This is a genomic window from Caballeronia sp. BCC1704, assembly GCF_902833455.1.
Classification (GTDB): domain Bacteria; phylum Pseudomonadota; class Gammaproteobacteria; order Burkholderiales; family Burkholderiaceae; genus Caballeronia.
Genome location: NZ_CADFFT010000002.1, coordinates 733288 through 758647 on the forward strand (window position 1 = coordinate 733288; position 25360 = coordinate 758647).

Here is a 25360-nt window from a genome sequence, read left to right on the forward strand (position 1 = left end):
TAGCATGGACATCATTCCGATCACGCGCGCTGATCCTGTCGGCGTGCGCACCACATGCCCCTATTGCGGCGTGGGGTGCGGTGTCGTGGCCACGCCGCGCACGGCGACCGACGTTGCGATTGCAGGCGACGAAACGCATCCGTCGAACTTCGGCCGTCTGTGCGTGAAAGGCTCGGCGCTCGGCGATACGGTCGGCCTCGAAGGGCGGCTGCTGCATCCGAAGCTGCGCGACAAGGCAACGGGCGCACTCAGCGACGTGTCGTGGGACGATGCGATCGGCACGGTGGCGAGCGGCTTTGCGCGCATCATCGCCGAACACGGGGCCGATGCGGTTGCGTTCTATGTGTCGGGGCAACTGCTGACGGAGGACTATTACGTCGCGAACAAGCTCATGAAGGGCTATTTCGGCAGCGCGAACATCGATACGAATTCGCGGCTCTGCATGTCGTCTTCGGTGGCGGGGCACAAGCGCGCATTCGGCGAAGACCTGGTGCCGGTGAACTACGAAGACCTCGAACTCGCGGACCTGATCGTGCTCGTCGGATCGAACACGGCGTGGTGCCATCCGATCCTTTTTCAGCGCATGATGAAGGTGAAGGAAGCGCGGCCGGACGTGAAGATCGTGGTCATCGATCCGCGCTACACCGCGACGTGCGAGATGGCGGACCTGCATCTTCCATTGAAACCCGGCAGCGACGTTCGGCTGTTCAACGGACTGTTGGCGTTTCTCGCGGCGCATGGCGCAACGGATGCCGCGTTCGTCGACGCTCATACCGATGGCTACGACGCGGCGCTTTCGGCAGCGGGAGCCGCGGACATCGAACAAGTGGCGCGCGACTGCAAGGCGGATGCGCACGACCTGCTCGCGTTCTATCGACTCTTCACGCGCACCGAGCGTGTCGTCACGGTCTATTCGCAAGGCGTCAATCAATCGAGCGCGGGAACGGACAAGGTCAACAGCATCATCAACTGTCATCTGGCGACGGGGCGCATCGGCAAGCCGGGCATGGGACCTTTCTCGTTCACGGGCCAGCCCAATGCGATGGGCGGCCGCGAAGTCGGCGGCCTCGCCAACACCCTCGCCGCGCATCTCGAACTGGATAACGCGATGCACCGCGACACGGTGCAGACGTTCTGGTCTTCGCCACGCATGGCTGCGCGCGTGGGTCTGAAAGCCGTCGAACTGTTTGACGCCATCGAAACGGGCCGCGTGAAGGCAGTGTGGATCATGGGCACGAATCCGGTGGTGAGTCTGCCCGACGGCGATCGCGTCAAGCGGGCGCTCGACAAGTGCGAACTGGTCGTCGTATCGGACATCATCGAGAAGACGGACACCAATGCCTTCGCGCATGTGCTGTTGCCCGCGCTCGGATGGGGCGAGAAGGAAGGAACGGTGACCAACTCGGAACGGCGCATCTCGCGTCAACGCGCGTTTCTGCCCGCGCCGGGACAAGCGCGTGCCGACTGGCGCATCATCTGCGATGTCGCGCGGCGCATGGGCTTCGATGGTTTCGACTTCGACGCGCCGCACGAGATTTTCGATGAGCACGCGCGTCTTTCTTCGTATCGCAACGATGCGGAAAGCGGCGTGTATCGCGCATTCGATATCGGCGGACTGAGCGATCTGACGCGCGAGCACTACGACGCACTGGAGCCGGTGCAATGGCCGCTGCGTGCCATCAAAGCCGCCAGCAACACACGGTTGTTCGAAACGGGCCGGTTCAGTCATGCGGACGGCCGCGCGCGTTTCATCGCAACGCCGCCGCGCGCGCCCGTCAATGCGCCTGACAGCGAATATCCGTTCGTGCTCAATACCGGACGCGTGCGCGACCAGTGGCACACGATGACGCGTACGGGTCGTTCAGCAAAGCTCGCAGGACATATTAGCGAGTCGTTCCTCGACATGCATCCGCAAGACGCGCTCGCATGCGGCGTGCGTGAGGGCGAACTGGCGCGGATCACGAGCCGCTGGGGTTCGATGATCGCTCGCGTGCAACACAGCGGCGGCATGCAGCGCGGCAGCGTCTTCGTGCCGATTCACTGGAACGACCAAGTAGCATCGGATGCGCGCGTGGGCGCAGTAGTGAATCCCGTTGTCGATCCGGTGTCGGGCGAGCCCGAGTTCAAGCATACGCCCGTGGCCGTCGAGAAATTCCATGTGACGTGGCACGGTTTCTCGCTTTCCCGCAGCACGCCGGTGCTCGATTCGGTCACGCACTGGACGCGCGTTCATGGCGACCGTTTCATGCGTTATGAACTCGCAGGACGCAATCGCTTCGATGCGTCGCAGGGCGATCATCACGACTGGGCGCGTGCGTTTCTCGGCGTCGACGATCCGCACGCCGACTGGATCGAGTATGAAGACAAGAGCGCGGGCGTGTATCGCGCGGCGCATGTGGTGGACGATCGCATCGAGAGTTGCGTGTTCATCAGCGAGCGCCCGGACCTGCCGGCGCGCGCATGGCTCGCGAGTCTCTTCGACAAGGAGCGTCTGAGCGATGAAGACCGCGCGAGCCTTCTGCTCGGTCAGGCGATCGGCAAGGGCGAGGACACGGGACCGACGGTGTGCTCGTGCTTCGGCGTGGGCCGCAACACGATCTGCAACGCGATCCGCGAGAAAGGGCTGAAAACAGCGGCGCAGGTCACTGCATGCGTGAAGGCGGGCGGCAACTGCGGATCGTGTGTGCCGGAGTTGAAGAAGCTCATCGTGGAGACGGAGATGGCGCAACTGAGCGTCAGCTGACGCCTCGCCTCGGTCTATCCGGCGGGCCGCACGCCGATCTTGCCTTCGCGCGTTTGCGACGAATGCGGCGCGCCGTGCTTGGCGAGGGCATGCGCGGTGCCGCGCATCGGTAGCTCGTGCATCGGCCGGTCGTCGTTGCCGAAGCGCGCGATGGAGAACGCGAATGTATTGGTGCCTTTCTCGCTCGTCGCCGACACCGTGCCGCGATGCATCTCCGCGACGGCTTTCACGATGGCAAGCCCGAGCCCGTGATTCTCGCGGCTATTCGTTCGCGAACTCTCCGCGCGATAGAAGCGGTCGAACAGATGTTCCATGATGTGCGGCGCAATCGGCTCGCCGGGATTGGCGACGGCTATGCTCACGCGTGTCTGCTCGCGCTTGATCGAAACCGATATGGTCGCGCCCGGCGCGCAATGCTGAATCGCGTTCATCACGAGATTCGACAACGCGCGTCCGAATAGCGATGTGTTCACGAAAGCCCGCGCATCTCCGCTCGATACGGCGCGCACGTGCGCTTCTTCGAGCGGAATCTCCAGGAAGTCCAGCGTGCGTTGCACTTCGGCGGCAAGCGACACTTCCACGAGGCCCGTCGCGCGTTCGCCCTGATCGGCGCGCGCGAGGAACAGCATGTCGTTGATGATCGCGCGCACGCGTTCGAACTCCTCCAAATTCGACTGCAACGTATGACGCAGTTCTTCTATCGGACGGTCCCGCGTCAATGCCACTTCGGTTTGACCGATGAGAATGGTGACAGGCGTGCGCAATTCGTGCGCGACATCGGCATTGAATGCTTCGAGACGCCCGTATGCATGATCGAGCCGTTCGAGCGCGCCGTTGAACGACTTCGCGAGGTCTTCCAGTTCGAGCGGCAACGAACGCGTGTTGAGCCGTTGCGAGCGATTGTTCGGGCTGACGCTCTGGGCATCGCGCGTGAGCCGCGTGAGCGGCGCCAGGCCGAGCCGCGCCACGGAGTAACTCAGCAGCAATACAGCAACCGTCGCGAGCGCCGTCAGTGCGGCGAGCGCTACGCCGAAAACGCGCATGGTCCGCACGTTCGGCGAGCAATCCACCGCGACGAAAAGCTGTAGCGGCGGACGGTCGGCGTTGGGCGGGATCGTGAGCGTGGTCATCAGCATGTCGTACGCGCGGCCTTCGGGCTTGAAGCGCGCATAGCCGCCGAGCACGCGCTTGGTGACGTGGCCCGCAGGCGGCGTGCCGTAGCTGAAGCGCGCGTCGTTGCTCGTCACTGCGAAAAGCGTGGAGCCATCGCGCGGCGTGATATCCGCGAGCTTCTCCTTCGCGATCTTCCACTTGTCCGCGTTGGACACATGCGTGACGATGAGCCGCGCAATCTCGGCGCGGTTATCGAGCGAATCGCGCAAGTGCTGTTCGAGCTGCACGCGAAGCACGAGAAAAAGCCCCGAGCCCACGAGCGAGAACACGAACAGCGCGACGAGCGCGAACATGACCGCGAGCCGCCGCGCGATGGAGCGCTGCGAACGCGGCAGATTCGGTGCGTGCGGACCCTCGTGCGATGCTTCCCACGGAACGTTCATGATGGCCTCGCGTCTTCCCTCGTGTCACGTGCATCGCGCGGCTCGCGCACTTCGAGCACATAGCCCATGCCGCGCACCGTATGCAGCAGCTTCGTGCGAAACGGTCCGTCGAGTTTCGCGCGCAAGCGTTTGATCGCGGTCTCGACCACGTTCGTATGGCTTTCGAAATCCACTTCCCATACGAGTTCGGTGATCGCCGTCTTCGACAGGATATCGCCGTGACGACGCGCGAGCACGCTCAAAAGCTGAAACTCCTTCGCGGTCAGATCGAGGCGCACGCCGTCGCGGGTCGCGCGTCGTCCGATCAGATCGACGTAAAGATCTCCGACCGAAATCAGCGTGGATTCCTGCGCGCGCGTGCGCCGTGCGAGCGCATGCAGCCGCTCGACGAGTTCCAGAAAAGAGAACGGCTTCGTGAGGTAGTCGTCTGCGCCTTCGCGCAGTCCGCGCACGCGGTCATTGATGTGATCGCGCGCGGTGAGCATGATGACCGGCGTCGACTTCTGCATGCGCAGCGCCTTGAGCACGGCGAAGCCATCGCGCCGCGGCAGCATCACGTCGAGCACGATCACGTCGTAGTCGTATTCGACAGCGAGATGCGTGCCTTCTTCGCCATCCATCGCGACATCGACGACCCATCCCTGCTCGGTCAGGCCGGAACGCAGGTAATCGACCACCTTGTGTTCGTCTTCCACTATCAGGACTTTCATGCCTGCACCTGTGTGTTCAGTGTGTGCTTATTGTGTCGCGGCGGTATTTACTTGGCCCGCGCGTCGGCGACATCTTGCGTCTGCGCCGGCTCGCTCACGTCCCATCCGCCGCCCAATGCCTTCACGAGCGCGACCGATACCGTATGCTGCTGGCCGCGAATCTGCACGTCCTGCCGCTCGCTCGTAAGCAACTGCTGCTGCGCCGTGATGACATCGAGATAGGCGACGAGGCCGCCGGAATAGCGGTCATTCGCGAGCGAGAGCAGACGCTGCGCATCCATCACGGCGGCATGCGACTGTTTCGCTGCGCCATCCAGCACCGAGAGCCCGACGATGCCATCCTGTACTTGCTGGAAGGCGTTCAACACGGTCTGACGATAGTTCGCTTCGGTTGCGCGATACCCCTCGCTCGCGAATGCGACCGCCGCCGAGCGACGGCCGCCATCGAACACGACCTGGCTCGCCATCGTGCCGATGGTCCACAAGAGACTCGGCGCGGAGATCAGGCTCGTGAGCGCGGTGCTTTCCCAGCCGATGGAGCCGTGCAACGTGAGGCTCGGAAAGAACGCGGCCTTCGCGACGCCGATCTGCGCGTTGGCGGCGGCCATCGCGCGTTCCGCGGACGCGACATCGGGTCTGCGCTGCAGCACGTCGCTCGGCACGCCGAGCGGTATCGGCGGAATCGGGCCTTCATCGACTCTTGCGGCAATCGAGAATTGCGGCGCGGGCGTGCCGACCAGCGCGGCGATCGCATGCTCGTATTGCGCGCGCTGATTGAGCAGCAGTTGCGCTTGCACACGCGTCGAATCGAGCTGCGATTGCTGTTGCAACACATCGAGGCCGGATACGGCGCCGAGACTGTGCTGCGTGTTCACGTAGTCGAGCGCCTTCTCCTGCAACTGCACCGAGCGATTGAGCACGTCGATTTCCGCATCGAGTTCGCGCATCGAGAAGTAAGCGCTCGCGAGATCGGTAGTCAAGACGAGACGCGCGTTGGCGAGGTCATCGCGTGTCTGGTCTTCCGATGCCTGCGCGCTTTCCACTTCGCGGCGAATGCGGCCGAAGAGATCGAGGTCATAATCGACCGTGGGCGCGAGCTTGAGGTCGTTCTGCACGGTCGACATGCTCGGCGTGTTGTAGTTGTTCACCGGGCGATTGCGCGAGGTGCGCGTGCGTGCCGCCTGTGCGCCGAGGTCGATTTCGGGCAGCGCGAGCGATGATGTTTGCGCAAGTGTCGCGCGAGCCTGCTCGTAATGCGCGCTCGCGGCGGCGAGCGTCTGGTTCTGTGCGAGCGCCTGCGATTGGAGCCCGTCGAGAATGTCGTCATCGAACCCGCGCCACCAGTCGAGAGCAAGCGGCGCATGCGAAGGCTCGCCGACGCGCCAGTACGAGTCCGTCTTCCATGTCGGCGGCGTCTCTGCAAGCGGGCGCTGATAGTCGGGGCCGACCGTGCAGGCGGCGAGCATCGACAGCAACGCGATAGAGGCGATGCGTCTCATGATGCGGCCTTCTTGTCGCTCGCCTGCTGCTCGGGTTGCTGAGGTTGTTGCTGCTGCTCGTGCTGGTGGCCTTGTTGCGGCGCGATCACGACATGATCGCCGTCCGCCACCGAGTCGCTCGGGTTGATGATGATCTTGTCGTTCGCTTCGATGCCGCTCTCGATTTCCAGCGTCTGCCCGAGGTCCTGCGCGATCACGATCTTGTGGAGATGCACGTGTCCGCTCGAATCGACGACGGCCAGGCGCGGACCTTCGGAGCGAAACAGCAACGCATTGCCGGGAACGATCAGACGCGCGTGCGCGACGGACGGCACCGCGACCTGCACATACGCACCGGGGCGCAGACGTCCATCGGCATTGGGCAGCGTCACTTCGATTTGCAGCGAACGCGTGGGCACGTCGATCGCGCCGGAGATATGCGTGATCTTGCCGTGGAACTGTTGCCCGGGGAGCTCGGCTTGCGTGACGACCACCTGCTGCCCGACCGACACGTTCTGCGCGTAGGCCTGCGGCAGTTGCACATACACGCGCAACGGATCGGACTGCGCGAGCGCGAAGAGCGCGCGGCTTGCGCCACTGCCTGCATCGATGAGATCGCCGACATCGACATTGCGCTGCGTGACGACGCCAGCGAACGGCGCGACGATACGCTTGAACGATTCGAGCTGGCGCAGGCGCTTCACGTTCGCATCGGCAGCCGCGAGGTTCGCGACATCCTGGTTATAGGTGCTCTGGCGTTCATCCAGTTCCTGCTGGGAAACGGCATCGCGTTGGCGCAATTGCTTCCACCGTTCGAGCGATGTCTTCGCGAGCCCGAGGCTCGATGCGGTCTGGTCGCGTTGCGCGACGGCCTGCGCGAGTTCCTGATCGATCTCGGGCGTGTCGAGATCGGCGAGCAATTGTCCCTGCTTCACGCGCGCGCCGATATCGACGTACCAGTGCAGCAGATAACCGGTTGCGCGCGCGTAGATCGGCGACTCGACGAAGCCGCGCAACGTGCCCGGCAGCGTGGTCTCGCCGCTGCCGTCCGTCTGTGTCGGCGAAGCCACGTTGACGTATTGCTGCGCGTTCTGCTGCGTGCGCGTGGCGACCGAACGGTTATGCATGAGGTCGCTCACGACCGTCCGCGCGGCGCCTATCGCCAGCAGCGCGAGCACGATCACGATTGCAATCTTCGCGCGCTTCCATTCGAGATTGCGCGGCGGCAACGCCGGGCCTTCGTCGGGATCGCGCGCGGGAATGGCCAGCGATGCGTGGTTCTTTTCAGTCATGTTCGGCTTCGGGCGTGATGCGGTTCAATGTTGATCGTGATGCTGCGCTTCGTCTTTGCGCCGCGCGCGGCGTGCAAGCCGCGCGTGAATGCCGGCGAACACAAGCGGCACGAAGAAGAGCGTCGATACCGTTGCGAAGAGCAGGCCGCCGATGACCGCGCGGCCGAGCGGCGCGTTCTGCTCCGCGCCTTCGCCGAGGCCGAGCGCCATCGGAATCATGCCGATGATCATCGCGAAGGCGGTCATCAACACGGGGCGAATGCGGCTCGCGCCGGCTTCGAGCGCGGCCGTGAGCGGCGGCGCGCCGGCCGCGAGGCGTTGCCTTGCGAAGGACACCATCAGGATGCTGTTGGCGGTGGCGACGCCCATCGTCATGATTGCGCCGGTCAGCGCCGGAACGGACAGATGCGTGCCCGTGAGAAAGAGCATCCAGATGATGCCTGCAAGGGCGGCAGGCAGCGCGCTCACGATGATGAGCGGATCGATCCACGATTGAAAGTTCACGACGATCAGCAGATACACGAGCACGATCGCCATCGCGACGCCGACGCCCAGGCCGAAGAACGATGTGCGCATGGTCTCCACCTGTCCGCGCACGGCGATCTGGCTTCCGCGTGGCAGCGTGCCGCGCGCCTGATCGACGAGCTCGTTCACGCGACGCGCGACGCTGCCGAGATCGCGTCCTTCCACGCTCACGAAAATGTCGATGACAGGGCGGATGTTGTAGTGCGACACGACCGCGAACTGACTCTGCGGCGAGAGGCGCACGAGATTGCCGAGCAATTGCGTCGGCCCCGTGCCGGGCGCGGAGACGGGCGTGCGCATCAGTTCATCGACCGACGATATCTGATATTGCGGCGTCTGCACCGCCATGTTGTATTCGACGCCGTTGCGCGGATTGAACCAGAAGCCCGGCGACGTCTGCGAACTGCCCGACAGCGAAATGAGCACGTTCTGCGCGACATTGCTCGCAGACAGATTGAGCTGCTGCAAACGCGTACGGTCCATCACGAGATTGAGCGTGGGTTGGTCGAGCTTTTGCTGGATATGCGTATCCACGTTGCCGGGGATCATGCGTATCTGCTTCATCAGGTTACTGGCAACTTGGAAATTGCCTTGCTGGTTTTGCCCTTGAATCTGCACGTCGATGGCCGCGGGCAGACCGAAGTTCAGGATTTGCGTGACGATATCCGCTGGCTGAAAGAAGAATTCGACGCCGGGAAAAAGGCGCGGCAGCAGGGAACGCAACTGGTCGATGTAGGTTTGAGTCGGCGCATGATCGGGCTTGAGCGCGACCTGTATCTCGCCATCCAGCGTGCCGATCGTGCCCGCGTTGCTATACGACAAGTTGATGCCGCTGTACGGCAGGCCGAGGTTGTCGAGAATGGTGGCGAGTTCGTCTTGCGGCACGACCTTGCGCACGACTTTCTCCACTTCGTCCGCAAGACGCGCCGTTTCCTCGATGCGCGTTCCGGTCGGGGCGCGCATGTGCATGCGGATATCGCCGGCATCCACGCTCGGGAAGAAGTCTTCGCCGAGCACGAATACCAGTCCTGCCGACAACAGACAGAACCCCAGAAATAGCGAGCCGAACACGCGTCGCCGCACGAGCAGGCTGCTCAGAATGACGATGTAAGCAGCGCGCATGCGTTCGAAGCCATGATCGAACCGGCGATGCAGCCGCATGAAGAGATTCGGCCGGGCCTTCGCATCCGCTGCGTGCGCGCGGCCCATCAAAAGCATGGCGAGCGTCGGCACGAGCGTGCGCGAGAGGACATACGACGCGAGCATCGCGAAGACGACGGCTTCCGCGAGCGGCACGAACAGGTAGCGAGCGACGCCGGTCAGGAAGAACATCGGCACGAACACGATGCAGATGCATAGCGTGGAAACGAGCGCAGGCACGGCGATTTCGCCCGCGCCTTCGAGAATCGCTTCGTGCAGGCCCGTGCCCATGTGCAGATGACGCTCGATGTTCTCGATCGTCACGGTCGCGTCGTCGACCAGTATGCCGACAGCAAGCGCCAGGCCGCCGAGCGTCATGATGTTGATGGTTTGCCCGAGCGCATGCAATGCGAGCAGCGAAGAAAGAATCGACAACGGAATCGAGGCGGCGATGATGCACGTGCTGCGCCAGTTGCCGAGAAAGAGCAGGATCATCGCGGCGGTCAGCGCGGCGGCAATCAGCGCTTCGCGTACCACGCCTTCGACGGCGGCCTTGACGAAGACGGACTGGTCGAACAGCGCGGTGATCTTGATATCTTGCGGCAGCGCGGCGCGCGCTTGCGGCAACAGGCTATGCAACGTATTGACGATGGCGAGCGTCGACGCATTGCCGTTCTTCAGCACGGAGATGAGCACGCCGCGTCGCCCGTCCTGTCGCACGATGTTTGTCTGCGGCGAGGAACCGTCGCGTACGTGCGCCACTTCGCGCAAGTACGTCGTGGCGCCGTTCACCGTGCGTACCGGGATATCGTTCAGGCCCGCAACTGTCGTCGGCGAGCCGTTCATGTTGATCGTGTATTCCTTCGAGCCGATCTTCGCGGTTCCGGTCGGAAGAATCAGGTTTTGCGCGTTGACGGCGCTCACCACGTCTATCGGCGTGAGGCCCTTGGCGAGAAGCGCGCGGGTGTTGAGGTCCACCGAAATCAGGCGCGTCTTGCCGCCATACGGATACGGCACGGCCGCGCCCGGAATGGTCACCAGTTGCGGACGCAGAAAGTTGAGCGCGGTGTCGTTCAGTTCCTGCTCCGATTGCTTGGGACTCGACAGGCCGAGCTGGATCACCGGAATACTCGACGCCGAATAACTGATGACGAGGGGTGGCGTCGCGCCCGGCGGCATCTGCTTGAGCTGCGCCTGCTCGACGGCGACCGTCTGCGCAATCGCCGTCTGAATGTTCGCGGTGGGCTGCAGGAACAGCTTGATGATGGCGATGCCCGGAAGCGACTGCGACTCGATGTGCTCGATGTTATTGACCGTCGTCGTGAGACTGCGCTCGTTGACGGACGTGATGCGATTGGCGATGTCCTGCGAGGACAAGCCCGTGTACGTCCAGATAATGCTGACCACGGGAATGTCGATCTCGGGCAGCACGTCTACCGGCGTCGTCAAGAGGGCGAACGGCGTGGCCAGCACGATCATGATGGCCATGACGATGAACGTATAGGGGCGCTTCAGCGCAACGTTGACGATCCACATTGAGTCGTTAGAGAGTGCGGGAGAAGGGCGCCGGGGTCGTGCTTGTCAGCGCGCGGCGTTTCATGAAGAGGCGATCGCTTTGCGTTCAGTGCCGCTATGGTAGTGCGTGGGCACCAACGAGATAATGACGCGAAAATGGCGCTGCCGTCATATTCGATTCATTACGCGCGAACGTTCGGACGTTTTTGATAGCGGAGCAACCGCGCGAGGCGGTCGCTCCATGACGGCATCAGTTCACGTTGCCGTTGATGTCGTTGGATGACGTTTGCGGAGTCGCGGAGCGATACACGCTTGCGCTGGTATAGATGCCCTCGCGTCGGTCGAGGAAGCTGCCGGGATATCGTTGATCGTCGACGCCCGGAAAGTATCCGGCCCGCTCGGCTCGGATCAGGTCGTCGCGGACTTGCTGCCGCGTCAGACCGTTCGACTGCGCGGCGGCGGCAAGCGGCGAGAGTGCGAACACAACGATGGCAATGCGCGTGACTGGCTTCATGGCGAACTCCTCATGCAGATGATGGACGGACGCAATCCCGATGCGCGTCCACGGCAGAGTTGCCGTGGACCGGTCCATTGTAAGCACGAGCGTTAGCAAGAATTCGCCTGTTTGCGGCGGTTTTATCGAAGGCTGCGAAGCAATGATGTGAACGAATGCCCGGACTATTGCGGCATCTGCTGCGAAGGGGTGTTCAGCATCGCACCGCCCGAGGCCGACGTGCCGTCCGGCGATGCGCCATATGCCGTGCCTTCATGCACGCGCGCTTCGGCAGCCTGTATGTCGTTGGGGTAGAACGCCTCGCGTGCCGCCGGCCGATAGCCGGCCTGCTCCAGTTGCTGAAGGTCCTGCTTGACCTGATCGCGCGTGAGGCCTTGCTGGGCCATCGCGGCGACGGGCGAGGCGATGAGCGCGGCGGCGACGATACGCATGACGAGTTTCATGGCGAACTCCTGTTACGGGTGAAAAGCGATCGCGGCATGCGGTCGGGAATGAGGAGCGAAAGCAGAGAAGACCGCTTTCGACACGGCTGAATTCTATTCGTCGTACCGTGGCGAGATGCTGGCGAGCACATGGCGTTTTCGTCAGCGGCGCGCGGGTGTCGGCTGCCTGAAAGATGGCGCGGCCAGTGATAGACTCGCCTGCGCGCGAGGCCCGCCCATCCGGCGAAGCGCTCGACGCCTCGCCTTTTCATCCAACCGGATACGATCAATTGCCGTTCAAGCTGCCGACTACCGCTACCGCTCCGTTCTGCCCGTCCGAAGTCAAAGGCTCCGTCATCGTTGCGCCGGGCACGCCGCTCTGGAAGAAGCTGTTGCAATTCGCGGGGCCAGGGCTGCTGATCTCGATCGGCTACATGGACCCGGGCAATTGGGCAACCGACATCGAAGCAGGCTCGCGCTACGGCTATAGCCTGCTGTTCGTCGTCGTGTTGTCGAGCATCGCGGCGATGGTGCTGCAATGCCTGTCGATGCGCCTCGGCATCGTCACCGGTCGCGATCTCGCGCAGTTATCGCGCGAGCGCTACGCGAAGCCTGTCGCCAATGCGCAATGGATGCTCGCGGAGTTGTCGATTATCGCGTGCGATCTCGCCGAAGTGCTCGGCGGCGCGCTCGCGTTTCATCTGCTCTTCGGCTGTTCGCTGATGTGGGGCGTGATTCTCACGGCATTCGATACGCTGATCGTGCTGGGGCTGAAGGGCAAGAACTTCCGCGACCTCGAAGCGATCATGCTCGGGCTCATCGCGACCATCGGCGTGGGATACATCGTGGAGGTGGCGCTCGTCAAACCGCACTGGCCGTCCGTCGCGGCGGGACTCGTGCCGTCGTTCAACGTGCTGTCCGAGCGCGAGCCGCTTTATCTCGCCATCGGCATTCTGGGCGCGACCGTGATGCCGCATAACCTGTATCTGCATTCGTCCATCGTGCAGACACGCGTGGTCACTCGCGACCCGAAAGACCTTGCTTCATCGATCAGGCTTTCGCGGCTCGACACTATCGCGTCATTGATGCTTGCGCTCCTGATCAACGCCGCGATCCTGATTCTCGCGGCTTCCGCGTTTCATGCGACAGGTCACACGCAAGTGACCGAGATCGAGGACGCATACAAGCTGCTCGCGCCCATCGTCGGGAGCGGGCTTGCGGCGATTCTGTTCGCGGTGACGCTCTTCGCTTCGGGTCAAAGCTCCACCTTCACGGGGACCATTGCGGGGCAGGTCATCATGGAAGGCTTTCTGCGCCTGAAGATTCCGTGTTACCAGCGGCGCTTCATCACGCGGGCGCTCGCGCTCGTGCCTGCGCTGATCGGCGTCTATATGCTCGGCAACGGCGCGGTCGGCAAGCTGCTCGTCGCGAGCCAGGTCGTGTTGAGCCTGCAATTGCCGTTCGCGCTGTATCCGCTGATTCGCATGACGAGCGATCGCGCGCTCATGGGCAGCTTCGCGAACGCGTCGCATACGAAGGTTATCGCGTGGCTGCTTTTCGTCGTGATCAGCGCCGCGAACATCTGGCTCGTCGTGCAGACCGCGACGGAATGGTTCGCGTAAGCGCGAGGCTCACGCGAACCACTTACGGCTTACTTGACGACAGCGACCGGCGTATTCGATTTCGCCGCGACCGCAGCGGGAATCGCAGCGTCGGCGGGCAGTGCCTGATCAACCGTCGTGCGTCCGCCATCGCGGAAGAACGCGAGTTCAGCCGCCTTGTTCAGCACGAGGATGCTGATACGCCGGTTCGTCGGCTCGTCGATGACGTCCTTGTTGAGCGGCAGCGCGTCGGCGAGACCGCGCACTTGCAGCACCTTGCCTTCGTTCATGCCGCCCGCGACCAGCGCACGCCGCGCCGCGTTCGCGCGCTCGCTCGACAGTTCCCAGTTCGAATAGCCTTTCTGATTGCCGGAGTAGGGCACGGCATCCGTATGGCCTGCAATCGACACGCGATTGTCCACGTCGTTGAGCGATGCGCCGATGTTCGACAGAATCGTCGTCACATAGCTTTCGAGCTTCGAGCTGCCCGATGCGAACATCGGCCGCTTGAGTGAATCGACGATCTCGATGCGCAAGCCTTCGCTCGTGATCGCAATGCGGATCTGATCCTTGAACGCGCGCAATGCCGGCGTGTTCTCGATCAGCGCGGTCAGCTTTTGCTTCAACTGTTGCAGACGCTGCATGTCGTCGACAGCGACGGCCGCGCGCGCGACCGAAGGCGGCACGGGCTGCGTCTGGCTCTTGTTGGCTTCGCCGGGACGCGAGCTCGACAGATCCTTGCCGCCGCCGTTGACGACGCTCGTATGCGCGGAGGCGCCGCCTTCGTTGCCGAACAGCGCCGAGAGCGGCGTATTGAAGTATTGCTCGATGCCTTCCTTGTCGTACTTCGACGTCGAGCCGAGCAGCCACATCAAGAGGAAGAACGCCATCATTGCGGTCACGAAGTCCGCGTAGGCGATCTTCCACGCGCCGCCATGATGGCCGCCGTGGCCGCCGCCCTTCTTCTTGCGACGCACGACGACAGTGGGCGCGAGCACGGATTGCAACGGGTCGCGTGACGGTCTTTCAGCCATGAACGATACTCCTTGTGTCTACGCAGGCGCGGGTCAGGCCGACTTCGGCGACTTGGTGGCGCGCACGGCGTCGTCCAGTTCCTTGAAGCTCGGACGGTCCGCCGTGAAGAGCACCTTGCGGCCGAACTCGACAGCGACCGTCGGCGCGTAGCCGTTCATCGATGCGAGCAGCACGGACTTCACGCACTGGAACGGCTTGGCTTCTGCGGCGCCCTTCGCGTTGAGCAGGTCCGCGAGCGGGCCGATGAAGCCGTATGCGAGCAAGATGCCGAGGAACGTGCCGACCAGCGCGCCCGCGATCATCTCGCCGAGCACGGCGGGCGCGGCGCCCACCGAGCCCATCGTATGCACCACGCCCATCACCGCGGCGACGATGCCGAATGCCGGCAAGCCATCGGCCATCTTCTGAATGGCGTTCGCGGCCACCGCGCTTTCCGTGTGATGCGTCTCCAGTTCCTCGTCCATCAGGTCCTGCAATTCGAGCGCGTTCACGTTGCCCGCCGACATCATGCGCAGATAATCGACGATGAAGTCGAGCAGGTGATGATCCGCCATCACGTGTTCGTACTTCTGAAAGACCGGGCTGGACTCGGGCGCGTCGACGTCTGCTTCGAGCGCCATCATTCCTTCCTTGCGGGCCTTTTGCAGCAGTTCGTACAGCAACGCGATGAGCGAGAGGTATTTCTCTTTGGTGTACCCGCCGCCTTTGAATACCTTCGGCAGCGCCTGCAAGGTCTTCTTGAGCGTGGACGTGGGGTTCGATACGACGAAAGCCCCGATGGCCGCGCCGAAAATACACAGCAATTCGAAAGGCTGAACGAGGGCTGCCAGGTGACCGCCGACCCCCATGAAGCTCCCGATCACGGAGCCGATGACGACTACCCATCCGATAACGACAAACATGATTTCTCCGCAAATGTCCGGGCGTTGCGAGCCGTGCGCGCTCGTTAGCGAAACACGCACGGCTCGCAATGCATTGTCTGCATGATGCTGGGCTTTTTAACGGCGCAGTACACGCCGACATTTAGGGTGGCGCCCGCAAACATTTCGACGCGGCCTCGCCCAAGGTAAAACTTACGCGCGTGCTTTACGCGCAAGGTAATGGATTGCTGCCATGCGCTTCGTCTAACATCGGCGCATGGACACGACACTCACAGAAGCGAAGTCGCGCGCGCCGGGCATCACGCCTGCCACGGTCGGCATGTTGCTGCGCGAATGGCGTCAACGCAGGCGCATGAGTCAGCTCGAGCTTGCCTGTATAGCGGACGTTTCGACGCGCCACTTGAGCTTTATCGAATCCGGACGCTCCGTGCCGAGCCGCGATATGTTGATCCGGCTCGCCGAGCAACTCGACGTGCCTTTGCGCGAGCGCAACGCGCTCTTTCTCGCAGCGGGCTATGCGCCGCTGTACAAAGAGCGGCCACTCGCGGACCCGGATCTCGAACCCGCGCGGCGTGCCGTCGAGCTCGTGCTGAAGGGCCACGAGCCGTATCCCGCGCTCGCGGTGGATCGTCACTGGACGATGATCGCCGCCAACGCCGCACTGCAGCCGCTCGTCGCGTCGGCGGATGCGTCGTTGCTTGCGCCGCCGGTCAACGTGCTGCGCCTCGCGCTGCATCCGCGCGGGCTCGCGAGCGTCATCGAGAACTGGCACGAGTGGCGCGCGCATCTGCTCGCGCGGCTGCGTCGGCAGATCGAGGCGTCAGGCGACACGACGCTCGTTGCGCTGCTCGACGAACTCGAAGCGTATCCCGCGCCGCCGCACGCGGGACGCGCCGAACGCGGCGCAACCGATCTCGTCGTCGTGCCGCTGCGCTTGCGCACGGAGTTCGGCGTGCTGTCGCTCATCAGCACGACGACGGTGTTCGGCACGCCGGTCGATATCACGCTTTCCGAGCTCGCAATCGAAGCCTTTTTCCCCGCAGACGACGCCACCGCGCGCATACTCCATCGGGCGCACGGCGAGCGCCGCTGACGGGTGATGTGGAACCTGCTGCTGCCGCGCGAATCAATCAACAGGAGGGGAGCGGCGCGCGCTGCCATACGCGCGCGCCGGTGCCTGCGTCAGCTTTTGTCCAACCAACGCAGAAGGCAGCCATGATTCAGACATTCGAACACGTGATCGGCGGCGAGCGCATGCAGTTTTGCGCGAGCATCGCGGAAGGCGGCGGACCGCAGCGCGTCATCATTAGCCGGGCGGACTCGGCGGAATCGCTCGTCATCGTCCAGGCCGATGGCATCATCGGCACGATCAGGGCGGAAGTGGAAGCGCCGGATACGTTCGTCGCGGACGCAGTGCGCAAGGCGCAGCAGGAAGCCCTGATCGAACGGGCGCTGGAAACCGGCGAGGTTCAGACGACAAGCCTCTAGCGTGTTTCTATCCGACGATGCCCGCGCAGCCCGAAAGGGTGCGCGGGCATTCGTGTCATGCGGACATCAACGAGCCGCTACATGCGCGGCTCGCCGTTCTTCGGATCGGCCGGGACGAGCGGCATCGCGGAATCGGGACCGTCCGGCATGTCGGGATCGTCGGGATTCGGCGCCGCATCCGGATCGAGCAACTTGTCCGGATCCGGTTCGACGGTTTCTTCCGGGTTGTGTGGCTGGTTGGACATGATGCGGGTTCTCCTTGAAGTGACTTGAGCCGTTCGCAACCTGTGTTCCCGCCGATGCCCGCGCGCTATTTGACCGCGCGTCGCGGCCGGTTCGCGGCTTCATTGCCGTCCGCCGCCGTCCCGCCGCGCACGCCACGCGCGATGACTGCCGCGCACGCCAGCATCGCCACCGACGCAGCCGCCGACCAGCGCACCGCATCGACGATTTGCGCCGATGCCGCCGCGCCTCCCGCGTGGCCCGCCAACGCGCCGAACGCGGCCACGCCCATTGCGCCGGCAGCCTGCCGCGCGGTGTTCAGCACGGCCGAGGCCGTTCCCGCGCGTCGCTGGCCGACGGTGCCGAGGAGCGCCGTGGTCATCGCGGGAACGGCCACGCCCATGCCCGACGGAATCAGCAGAAACGGAAGCAGCAGAGCGACTGTCGGCGTGTGGGCATCGACGAATGCGAGCGACGCGAAACCCGCCGCGTCGAGCAATGCGCCGGCGATCATCGGGCCGCGCGAGCCGAAGCGCGCCACCACCGGACCGCTCGCGAGATTCGACAGCAGGAAGCCGCCCGTGAGCGGCAAAAACGCGAGGCCGGCCTGCAACGGCGTCTGGCCGAGCACGCGTTGCAAATACAGGCTCAGCACGAACACGCTTCCATAGTAGGTGAAGTTCACGGCGATGCCGAACAACACCGCGGCGCTGAACGTGCGCTCGCTAAAGAGCGCGAGCGGGAGCATCGGCGCGCGGCTTCTTCTTTCGACTGCGATGAACGCGGCCGTCGCCGTCACCGCGATAGCGAACGCGCCGGTCACGAGCGGATGCGACAGCCCGAGCGGCCGTGCTTCGATCACCGTGCCGACCAGCGCGGTGAGCGCGACGATGGCGAGCGCCTGGCCGCTCAGATCGATGCCGTCGCCGCGCCCGTGCGATGGCGTCTCGTCCACCCATGCGAGCGTCGCCGCGACGCCCGCCGCGCAGATCGGCAGATTGACCCAGAAGATGCTGCGCCAGCCGAACGCGGCGATCAGCGCTCCGCCGACAATCGGGCCTGCCGCGATAGAGACCGCGCCCGCCGCCGTCCACAAGCCGACCGCGCGCGCCCGCACGCGCCGATCGTGGCCGCACGCGGCGTTCAGCAGCGCGAGCGAATTCGGCAGCATCGCCGCCGCGCCGACGCCTTGGATCGCGCGGGCGGCGATCAACTGCGCGGCATCGCGCGAAAAGGCGCAGGCGAGCGAAGCGAACGCGAAGACCGCGAGGCCGCCGACGAACAGCCGCCGCGCGCCGAGCCGGTCGCCGAGCGAGCCGGCCAGAAGCATCAACGCGGCGAATCCGAGCGCGTAGGCGTCCACGGTCCATTGCAGGCTAGCGACGCTCGCGCCGAGATCGTGGGCGATGCTCGCGAGCGCGACGTTCACGATCGACACATCGAGCTGCGAGACGACGAAGCCGACGCTCGTCGCGGCCACGACGCACAACTGGCGGGAAGACAGGTTCGAGTTCATGCCGTTCATCGTAGGCGCGTGGCGCTCGGGATGTTTCGGCCTCGCCTGAAATGAAAATGGCGCAGCGCCGAGGCGTGCGCCATTGTCTTGCCGTCACAACGAAACGGCTCGCGGCTTCAGCGCGCTTCCTTGATGAAGAGCGCGGTCACGGCGCCGACCACGCACAGCGCGCCGACATAGAGCGCGGGCGCGGCCGGGCTCGATTTCATCATCAGCGAAACGACGATCGGCGTGAGTCCGCCGAACACGGCATACGCGACGTTGTACGAGAACGAGATGCCCGAGAAGCGCACGGCGGGCGGGAACGACTTGACCATCACGAACGGAATCGCGCCGATCACGCCGACAGTGAAGCCCGTGAGCGCGTACCACGGCAGCAGCGTCGAGGCATCGACCGCGACTTGCTGGAACAGCGCGTAGTACGAGCCCGCCAGCAGGAACGCGCCGACGAACAGCGTCTTGCCCGCGCCGATGCGGCCGGCAATCGCGCCCGCGAGCACGCACCCGACCGTGAGACACAGCGTCGCGGCGCAGTTCGCGATCAGCACCGTGGCCGGCGCAATGTGGAACTGCTTCTGGAGCAGCGTGGGCGTCATCAGGATCACGACGACGATGGCGGCCGAGAGCATCCATGTGAGCAGCATCGACACGATGACGGCGCGGCCGTGGTCGCGCAAAACGGCCTTCAGCGGAAGTTCAGCTGCGAGCGACTTGCGCTTCTGCAATTCGGCGAACACCGGCGTTTCATGCAGCCAGCGGCGCAGATAGACCGAGCAGAGCCCGAACAACCCGCCGAGCAGGAACGGCAGACGCCACGCGAAGCTCGCGACATCGGCAGGAGAGAAGGTCTTGTTGATGGCCGTCGCGATCAGCGAGCCGAGCAGAATCCCCGCGGTCAGGCCGGCCGTGAGCGTGCCGCACGCATAGCCGATATGACGGGTCGGCACGTGTTCCGAGACGAATACCCACGCGCCCGGCACTTCGCCGCCGACCGCCGCGCCCTGCATCACGCGAAAAACCAGCAGCAGAACGGGCGCCATCAGCCCGAGGGACGCGTATGTGGGCAAGAGGCCCATCAGGAGCGTCGGGACCGACATCAGCAGGACGGAAAGCGTGAACATGCGCTTGCGTCCGAGCAGATCGCCGAAATGCGCCATCACGATACCGCCGAGCGGCCGCGCCAGATACCCGGCGGCAAAGATGCCGAAAGTCTGCAATTGGCGCAGCCAGTCAGGAATGGACGCCGGGAAAAACAGCTGGCCGATGACCGGCGCGAAAAACACGAAGATGATGAAGTCGTAGAACTCGAGCGCGCCGCCGAGCGCGGCGAGCGCGAGCGTCTTGTAATCGCCGCGCGTAAGGGCGCGGCCGGCGGCGTGCGACGCGCCGTCGAAAGGTGTTGCCTGCATCGAATGAGAACCCGTAATGAGAAAAGCCACGCGTGCGGTCGAGCGACGCATGGGACGAGGCGATGCCCTGCGGGATGTCGGACGCGCCGGGTGAGCGCGAAACGGGAACGACTTGGGGCACGGTCTGAAACCGCGCCCGTCACCGCGCTGCGCATGCCGGCGGACAGCCGTGTCGCAGCTTGCACTTGCGCCGTCTCGGTAAGGCGGCGGAAGCGGGGACTTTCGGCTCGATGTAAGCCGAAGGCGGCATGTTACAGGATGTAAGTCGCCACTACACAAAAAATCACGTTTGAGTGTCGCGCGTTCGCGCCATGGGCGGCGCGCGGCGTTACATGCGTTGACATTTCGGACGAGTCCGATGGGAAAGGGTGGTCGCGCTGACCAGAATGCGTGCCTGTATTTGCCGTCTCTTTTTGTAACGAGACGCCCGGGGAAATGCCGCGAGAAGCGGCATCGGCCCATGTCCTCAGACTCATCAGGCTTGACTCTATGCGCGTCGCCGTTTTGCAAACCGACCCAAGTTACCGAAATCTCATCGCCGAAGTCGTCAAACGACTCGGACACACTGTCGTCACCTTCGGCGACGGCCTGCTGCTTTCCAAGGCGCTGTCGCGTTCGACCGTCGATCTGCTGATCCTCGACTGGAACTCGACGGGCCTTTGCGGTCTCGATCTGCTGAAATCCGTGCGCTCGAGCTTCGGCGAGCGCGTTCCCGTGATGTTCGCCACCGCCGACGGCGCCGAGCACAACGTGGTCTGCGCGCTGACGGCGGGCGCGGACGACTTCGTGGTGTATCCCATCCGTCCGGGCGAATTTGGCGCGCGCGTCGAAGCGTTGCTGCGCCGCGCGTATCCGACGACGTCCAGCGCGTGCCTGGAGATCGGGCCATATCGCTTCGACTCGCGCCAGCAGACCGTCACCGTGCGCGGCCGCCCGGTGCAATTAAGCGGCACGCAGTTCCGGCTGGCGCAGCTCTTCTTCTCGAATATCGGCCGCGTGTTGTCGCGCGATCACATTTTCGCGATGGTGTGGGGCCGGGAATTCCGCGAAACCACGCGCACCATCGATAGCCACGTGTCGCGTCTGCGTCTCGCGCTGGAAATTGAGCCGGTGAACCACTTTCGTCTGCAGCCGGTGTACAAGAGCGGCTATCGGCTGCTTCATCTCTACGACGACGGTGAAGACGCGGGCGACGATCGCGTGGAAGCGGAGCATGCGCGAATCGCTGCTTGAGGCGATTGAACGAAGCCGAATAAGAATGCCGTCGCGAGACGGCATTTTTGTTTTTAGGAGCCGGGTGCAGCGCTTTGGCTTGCGACGCTCGTCGCACGCAAGCGGCAAGCGCGGCGGGGACTTGCCCTCTCTGGCCGCGCGATGGATTCCGCAAATTATCAGCGTGGGAATTCGCCGGGCTGGCGGCCGCCGTGCGTCGGTCGCAGTGAGCTAGGCGCGGCATCGGCGGCGGCCGCGCGATATTGGCCAGCATAGCCACATCGCCCAGAGGAAAGATGCGCCCGCATAACTCGCGCTTTCCCAGCTCGCGCGGCGTCGGACTTGCGCAGACGCGACGCCTCCTGCGCAGCGGCAAGCTCTTTCTCAACGGCGGGCGGGCCGAAGTGTCCCATGCCGCCGCGCTGCGCCTCTCAGTCGCTTAACGCGAGACTTCGGGGACCATATGTGAGCCGGTGATTTCTCAGCCATTCGCGACTGCCCTAATGCGCGGGATTAGATAACCAAGCCGGGTGAATCGAATGCAGCCGTCCACTTGTTCAGACGTTGCATAGCAACCCAGTTCAGACACTGTCTCACGCGCAAATTACCGCCATGACCGTGAGCACAATAATCGCAATACCGAGAAGCCACGCGGCGACGGGATTCGTGCCTCCACGACGGACTAACTCAGCGTCGCGTATTTCGGCCGGTAAGGGAGAATCGCTTACCTTCTTGCGAATCTTCTCGGCGTGCGCCAAGTAAATGGAATTGCCGCAGAACCCCATTGCCACCGGCAATGCGTAGGAAAGCGCATGATTGATGCCCTCACTCAGCGAAGACGTCGCTACGGTACAAACCAGAGCGATTGCAATGTAGGCGGCGGCTTGCCAGTGCATGTTCCTGTACACGAGCCAGACCGGCCCTAAGAGGAACGCGGCGCCGTTCCACGTTCGCTTCGACGTGCGCGGGTTTTGAATTACTCATTTGCGACTGTAATACTCAATGTTCTTTCCGACGAACAGTGCCATGTCGCGATCAAGTTCAAATGATGCGGATCGTGCGTCGGTTCCTGGTACGGCTTGCTCATTGATTTGATTCATCGGCGCTTTTTTTGTATTAATCAAAAGCAAGCAGCTTCGCACGATCAGCGTAGCGGCGTCCATGTGTTCGCCTCGGTTTGATCAAATGTTTTGATTCATTAGGCGGGCTAAACGACGATAAAAATCAGATTTCGGGATCCCGTGGTTTGGTGTCCTGCGCCCGTCGATTAATGCAAAAGTGAAGCGAGCAGGCGTGCAAACGTCTCAAGCATTGTCGTCGGCACCGCATCGTTAAGGGAATTGCGGCGCAGGTCAGACGCGCGGGACAGGGCTGCGACATCGACCAGGAAGAAGGGGCTCATGATTCGTTACCTCGGTTGCGTTTCGGACAGGTCAAATTTTGAGATGGGGTGCTTTCCCTTGCCATCGGACGTATCTCAAAATTCCACCGGCGTTGCGCTACGGAGGAAACGCGCCCAGGTAGAACCGGTAATTTTTGGTCTGGCGAGCATTGGCCGCGGAGCAGCGCCCATTCCTCGCACGACTTGCCGCCTGGGAAGCGGCACATGCCGATCTGGCCGTCGCCGCTATCGACGATTTGCAGCGTCCCGCCTTGGCGGATGCAATTGGTGGAAGCAGGGTTGGCAAGTCGTACGTGCGAATCGGGCCGCGAGGCGGGCTGGTCTGCAACAACGTCAGTGGCGGAAGGGACGGGCGACATGCACGCTGCCAATAAAGTAGCAACGGCGAATGAGGTGGCGAGCTTGAACATGAACGAGCGACTTCGATCGGAAACCTGAGCGCCGCGACTATATCAAGCGCTCCCGGCGCCGTCGAACTTTCGCGCCGTGGGTTCCAGTTGAGCGGCGCGCGGCCGGCGCCGCCCGCCCACCCTCATCCCGTCTGCTCGACCGGCGTCACATCGACATCGATCATCTGCGTCCCGCGCAGCACCGCGACCTTCACCGCCCGCTCGATACGCGAGGCATCCAGCGCGCGCTGCAAGCCGTCGACGCTATCGACGCTCACGCCATCCACCGCGACGATACGGTCGCCCGTGCGCAGCCCGCCCAGCGCGGCCGGACTGCCCTTGACGACTTCCATCACGTGCACGGCGCTCGCCGACGTCAGCCCGAAGAAGCGTTGGACGCGCCGCGACACCGGCGCCGTCGTTCCCGCCACGCCGATATACGCGCGCCGCACGCGTCCGTACGCGAAGATCTGCATGATGACCCACTTGGCCGTATCGATGGCAGTCGCGAACGAAATGGCTTGCGCGCCCGAAATGATCGCCGTGTTCACGCCGATCACCTGTCCCGCCGAATTGATGAGCGGACCGCCCGAGTTGCCGGGATTGAGCGCGGCATCGGTCTGGATCACGTCGTAGATCATGCGGCCGGAGGTGGAGCGCAGCGACCGTCCGAGCGCCGAGACGACGCCTGTCGTCACCGTCTGAGCAAGGCCGAGCGGATTGCCCACCGCGATCGCGATCTGGCCGACGCGCAGATTGCCCGATTCCCCGAGTTCGACGTGCGGCAGCGGCTCAGGCGAGCCGATGCGCAGCACCGCGAGATCGCTGCCCGGATCGTCGCCGACGAGATCGGCGTGAAAGTGCGCGCCGTCGGCGAGCGTCACGGTAATGCGCGTCGCGCCGTGAACGACGTGGCTATTGGTTAGCAAATAACCGTCGGGCGTGAAAATGAAGCCCGAGCCGGTGCCGCCCGTCTGACGGCGCGCGCCACGGGCATCGGCCAGTTCGCGCTCGACCGAAATGAAAACGACGGCCTGCTGCACGCGCTCCAGCGCGCCGATCACGGTGCGCGAATACGCATCGAGCAGCGCGGTGTCGTCGAGCGGCTGCGGCTGGGACTGCGGAGCGTCTTGCGAGCCGCGCGCAAGATCGTCGATGAATTGTGGTCGGCTTCCCATGTCGGACTCCCGATATTGAGAGGCGACATGCGGGTCGCGCCGGCGCTTTTCAACCCCGCGCGGCGGCTCAGACGCGGCCGGCGGCGCGGACGAGCAGGCTCATCGGCCGCAGCGTTTCGACGATGCGGCGCTGGGCATCGTCCCGCACGAAAAGCGAGCCGGCGAAGCCGAGCGCGTTGATCGCGATGCCTTCGACATCGGCCACCGTGCGCGGCACCGCGAGCATCCAGCGGCGCGTGACGAGCAAGTTGTACGGCACGGCCTGATGCGTTGCCCCGGCGACATCCAGCGGTTCGACGCCGATTGCGTCCAGCAACCGTCGATACGTGTCGCGCGCGCGTTTTGGCGTGTTGTCGGACGGGGCGTCGAACCACGCCGCCGCGTGACCGAACGCGAGCCCCGGCACGCGAAAGATCGCGCCGTTCCGCGCGTTCTGGATCAACGGCTCGATGGGCGCCGCGAGACCGTCGAGCGGCAGCCGCACCATCTGCATGTGCTTATGCGGCTGGCTCGATCCGGCGACGGCGCCGCCGTTGTAGAAGCCGAGCCCGTCATACTGGTTCAGGCACGCGAGCAGGGCGGCGAAATCGTCGGTATCGAGCAGGGCTTCCTGTGGCTCGAACTGCGTGGTCACGATCAGCAGATGGTGCGCGAGGACATTGAACTTGTTCAACAACAGGAAATGCCGCTCGCCGATATCACCGACGCGCAGCGCGTCCTCGCATGGCGAGAACGGATCGCGCCACGCGCTTGCCGCATCGGTGGCAGACTTGGCCGCCAGCTTCGCGGCCTCTTCCTTGCGCGCCAGATTCGCCGTTTGCCGCACGAGGAAGCGCACGCCGCCTTCCTCGACGACGTGCTCTACCGTGTCGAACGGGCGCAGCGCGCCACACGCGAGCGCGCGCGCCGTCTGCTCGACGACTACTTGCCATGAAGGCGCTTCTGGCAGTGGATATGGGCTCATGTTTCTCGCGAGTTGTTGCCGGAATGTGCATTCTGCTGCCTTTGCGCATATTGCGTGCAGAAGCTGTTTGCGGGCGGCTGTTATATAGCATCTGCGCAGCAAAACAGCACAGAATTGTTCCGATAGTTCAGACTTTTCGGCGTTCATTTTGGCCGGTGACTTCGATAG

General features: G+C 63.8%; 23 protein-coding genes. 5 read left to right on the top strand and 18 right to left on the bottom strand.

Annotation, left to right across the window (positions count from 1 at the left end; translation table 11 throughout):
• Window positions 1-4 precede the first annotated feature (4 nt).
• Window positions 5-2743, top strand: a complete 2739-nt coding sequence (locus HWX53_RS13015) for a nitrate reductase (protein WP_175942400.1) — start codon at window positions 5-7, stop codon at window positions 2741-2743.
• A gap of 14 nt (window positions 2744-2757) precedes the next feature.
• Here the strand turns inward: HWX53_RS13015 and HWX53_RS13020 are convergent, their stop codons facing one another.
• From HWX53_RS13020 to HWX53_RS13050, 7 genes are all read right to left on the bottom strand, one after another.
• A complete protein-coding gene (locus HWX53_RS13020; protein ID WP_175941381.1) occupies window positions 2758-4299 on the bottom strand; it encodes a heavy metal sensor histidine kinase in 1542 nt (513 codons plus the stop codon).
• Window positions 4296-5009 carry a heavy metal response regulator transcription factor gene (locus HWX53_RS13025; RefSeq protein WP_175941383.1) on the bottom strand — a complete coding sequence of 238 codons (714 nt, stop codon included), beginning with the start codon at window positions 5007-5009 and terminating at the stop codon, window positions 4296-4298. The genes HWX53_RS13020 and HWX53_RS13025 overlap by 4 nt, the downstream gene beginning before the upstream one ends.
• A gap of 47 nt (window positions 5010-5056) precedes the next feature.
• Window positions 5057-6508, bottom strand: coding sequence for an efflux transporter outer membrane subunit (locus HWX53_RS13030; RefSeq protein ID WP_175941385.1), 1452 nt, complete (start codon window positions 6506-6508; stop codon window positions 5057-5059).
• Window positions 6505-7779, bottom strand: coding sequence for an efflux RND transporter periplasmic adaptor subunit (locus tag HWX53_RS13035; RefSeq protein WP_244140095.1), 1275 nt, complete (start codon window positions 7777-7779; stop codon window positions 6505-6507). The genes HWX53_RS13030 and HWX53_RS13035 overlap by 4 nt, the downstream gene beginning before the upstream one ends.
• Window positions 7780-7803: 24 nt before the next feature.
• Window positions 7804-10980 (bottom strand): efflux RND transporter permease subunit, encoded by a 3177-nt coding sequence (locus HWX53_RS13040; protein WP_175941387.1) that lies wholly within the window; start codon window positions 10978-10980, stop codon window positions 7804-7806.
• 229 nt (window positions 10981-11209) lie between these two features.
• Entirely contained in the window at window positions 11210-11473 is a 264-nt protein-coding gene (locus HWX53_RS13045) for a DUF4148 domain-containing protein (RefSeq protein WP_175941389.1), read from the bottom strand.
• Between the two features lie 164 nt (window positions 11474-11637).
• Window positions 11638-11916, bottom strand: a complete 279-nt coding sequence (locus HWX53_RS13050) for a DUF4148 domain-containing protein (protein ID WP_175941391.1) — start codon at window positions 11914-11916, stop codon at window positions 11638-11640.
• Between the two features lie 269 nt (window positions 11917-12185).
• Between HWX53_RS13050 and HWX53_RS13055 the strand changes: the two genes are divergently transcribed.
• A complete protein-coding gene (locus HWX53_RS13055) occupies window positions 12186-13517 on the top strand; it encodes an Nramp family divalent metal transporter (RefSeq protein ID WP_175942402.1) in 1332 nt (443 codons plus the stop codon).
• Between the two features lie 29 nt (window positions 13518-13546).
• Here HWX53_RS13055 and motB read toward each other — a convergent pair whose 3' ends face one another.
• Both motB and motA read right to left on the bottom strand, forming a co-directional pair.
• Complete coding sequence (gene motB, locus HWX53_RS13060; RefSeq protein ID WP_175941393.1) at window positions 13547-14530, bottom strand: flagellar motor protein MotB; 984 nt, start codon at window positions 14528-14530, stop codon at window positions 13547-13549.
• Between the two features lie 33 nt (window positions 14531-14563).
• Window positions 14564-15433 (bottom strand): flagellar motor stator protein MotA, encoded by an 870-nt coding sequence (gene motA / locus HWX53_RS13065; RefSeq protein ID WP_175941395.1) that lies wholly within the window; start codon window positions 15431-15433, stop codon window positions 14564-14566.
• A gap of 235 nt (window positions 15434-15668) precedes the next feature.
• On the opposite strand from motA, the gene HWX53_RS13070 reads away from it, so the two are divergent.
• Window positions 15669-16505, top strand: a complete 837-nt coding sequence (locus tag HWX53_RS13070) for a helix-turn-helix transcriptional regulator (protein WP_175941397.1) — start codon at window positions 15669-15671, stop codon at window positions 16503-16505.
• A gap of 122 nt (window positions 16506-16627) precedes the next feature.
• The gene (locus HWX53_RS13075; protein WP_175941399.1) at window positions 16628-16900 is read left to right on the top strand and encodes a hypothetical protein; all 273 of its coding nucleotides are present in this window, start codon (window positions 16628-16630) and stop codon (window positions 16898-16900) included.
• A 77-nt stretch (window positions 16901-16977) separates the two neighbouring features.
• Here HWX53_RS13075 and HWX53_RS13080 read toward each other — a convergent pair whose 3' ends face one another.
• From HWX53_RS13080 to HWX53_RS13090, 3 genes are all read right to left on the bottom strand, one after another.
• Window positions 16978-17145, bottom strand: coding sequence for a hypothetical protein (locus HWX53_RS13080; RefSeq protein WP_175941401.1), 168 nt, complete (start codon window positions 17143-17145; stop codon window positions 16978-16980).
• Window positions 17146-17210: 65 nt separating this feature from the next.
• A complete protein-coding gene (locus HWX53_RS13085) occupies window positions 17211-18647 on the bottom strand; it encodes an MFS transporter (RefSeq protein WP_175941403.1) in 1437 nt (478 codons plus the stop codon).
• A 107-nt stretch (window positions 18648-18754) separates the two neighbouring features.
• Entirely contained in the window at window positions 18755-20047 is a 1293-nt protein-coding gene (locus tag HWX53_RS13090; RefSeq protein ID WP_175941405.1) for an MFS transporter, read from the bottom strand.
• 489 nt (window positions 20048-20536) lie between these two features.
• Between HWX53_RS13090 and HWX53_RS13095 the strand changes: the two genes are divergently transcribed.
• Window positions 20537-21280, top strand: coding sequence for a response regulator transcription factor (locus HWX53_RS13095; RefSeq protein ID WP_175941407.1), 744 nt, complete (start codon window positions 20537-20539; stop codon window positions 21278-21280).
• 572 nt (window positions 21281-21852) lie between these two features.
• On the opposite strand, the gene HWX53_RS13100 is transcribed toward HWX53_RS13095, so the two are convergent.
• From HWX53_RS13100 to HWX53_RS13120, 6 genes are all read right to left on the bottom strand, one after another.
• Window positions 21853-22236, bottom strand: coding sequence for a DUF2628 domain-containing protein (locus HWX53_RS13100; RefSeq protein ID WP_175942404.1), 384 nt, complete (start codon window positions 22234-22236; stop codon window positions 21853-21855).
• Between the two features lie 3 nt (window positions 22237-22239).
• On the bottom strand, window positions 22240-22422 hold the full coding sequence (locus HWX53_RS13105; protein ID WP_175941409.1) for a hypothetical protein: 183 nt from the start codon (window positions 22420-22422) through the stop codon (window positions 22240-22242).
• A 104-nt stretch (window positions 22423-22526) separates the two neighbouring features.
• Complete coding sequence (locus tag HWX53_RS27910) at window positions 22527-22661, bottom strand: hypothetical protein (protein WP_279612492.1); 135 nt, start codon at window positions 22659-22661, stop codon at window positions 22527-22529.
• Window positions 22658-23071, bottom strand: coding sequence for a DUF333 domain-containing protein (locus HWX53_RS13110; protein ID WP_347879157.1), 414 nt, complete (start codon window positions 23069-23071; stop codon window positions 22658-22660). Before HWX53_RS13110 ends, HWX53_RS27910 begins: the two co-directional genes overlap by 4 nt.
• A 122-nt stretch (window positions 23072-23193) precedes the next feature.
• Window positions 23194-24228 carry a trypsin-like peptidase domain-containing protein gene (locus HWX53_RS13115; RefSeq protein ID WP_175941411.1) on the bottom strand — a complete coding sequence of 345 codons (1035 nt, stop codon included), beginning with the start codon at window positions 24226-24228 and terminating at the stop codon, window positions 23194-23196.
• A gap of 67 nt (window positions 24229-24295) precedes the next feature.
• Window positions 24296-25192 carry a DUF4922 domain-containing protein gene (locus HWX53_RS13120; RefSeq protein WP_175941413.1) on the bottom strand — a complete coding sequence of 299 codons (897 nt, stop codon included), beginning with the start codon at window positions 25190-25192 and terminating at the stop codon, window positions 24296-24298.
• Window positions 25193-25360: the final 168 nt, after the last annotated feature.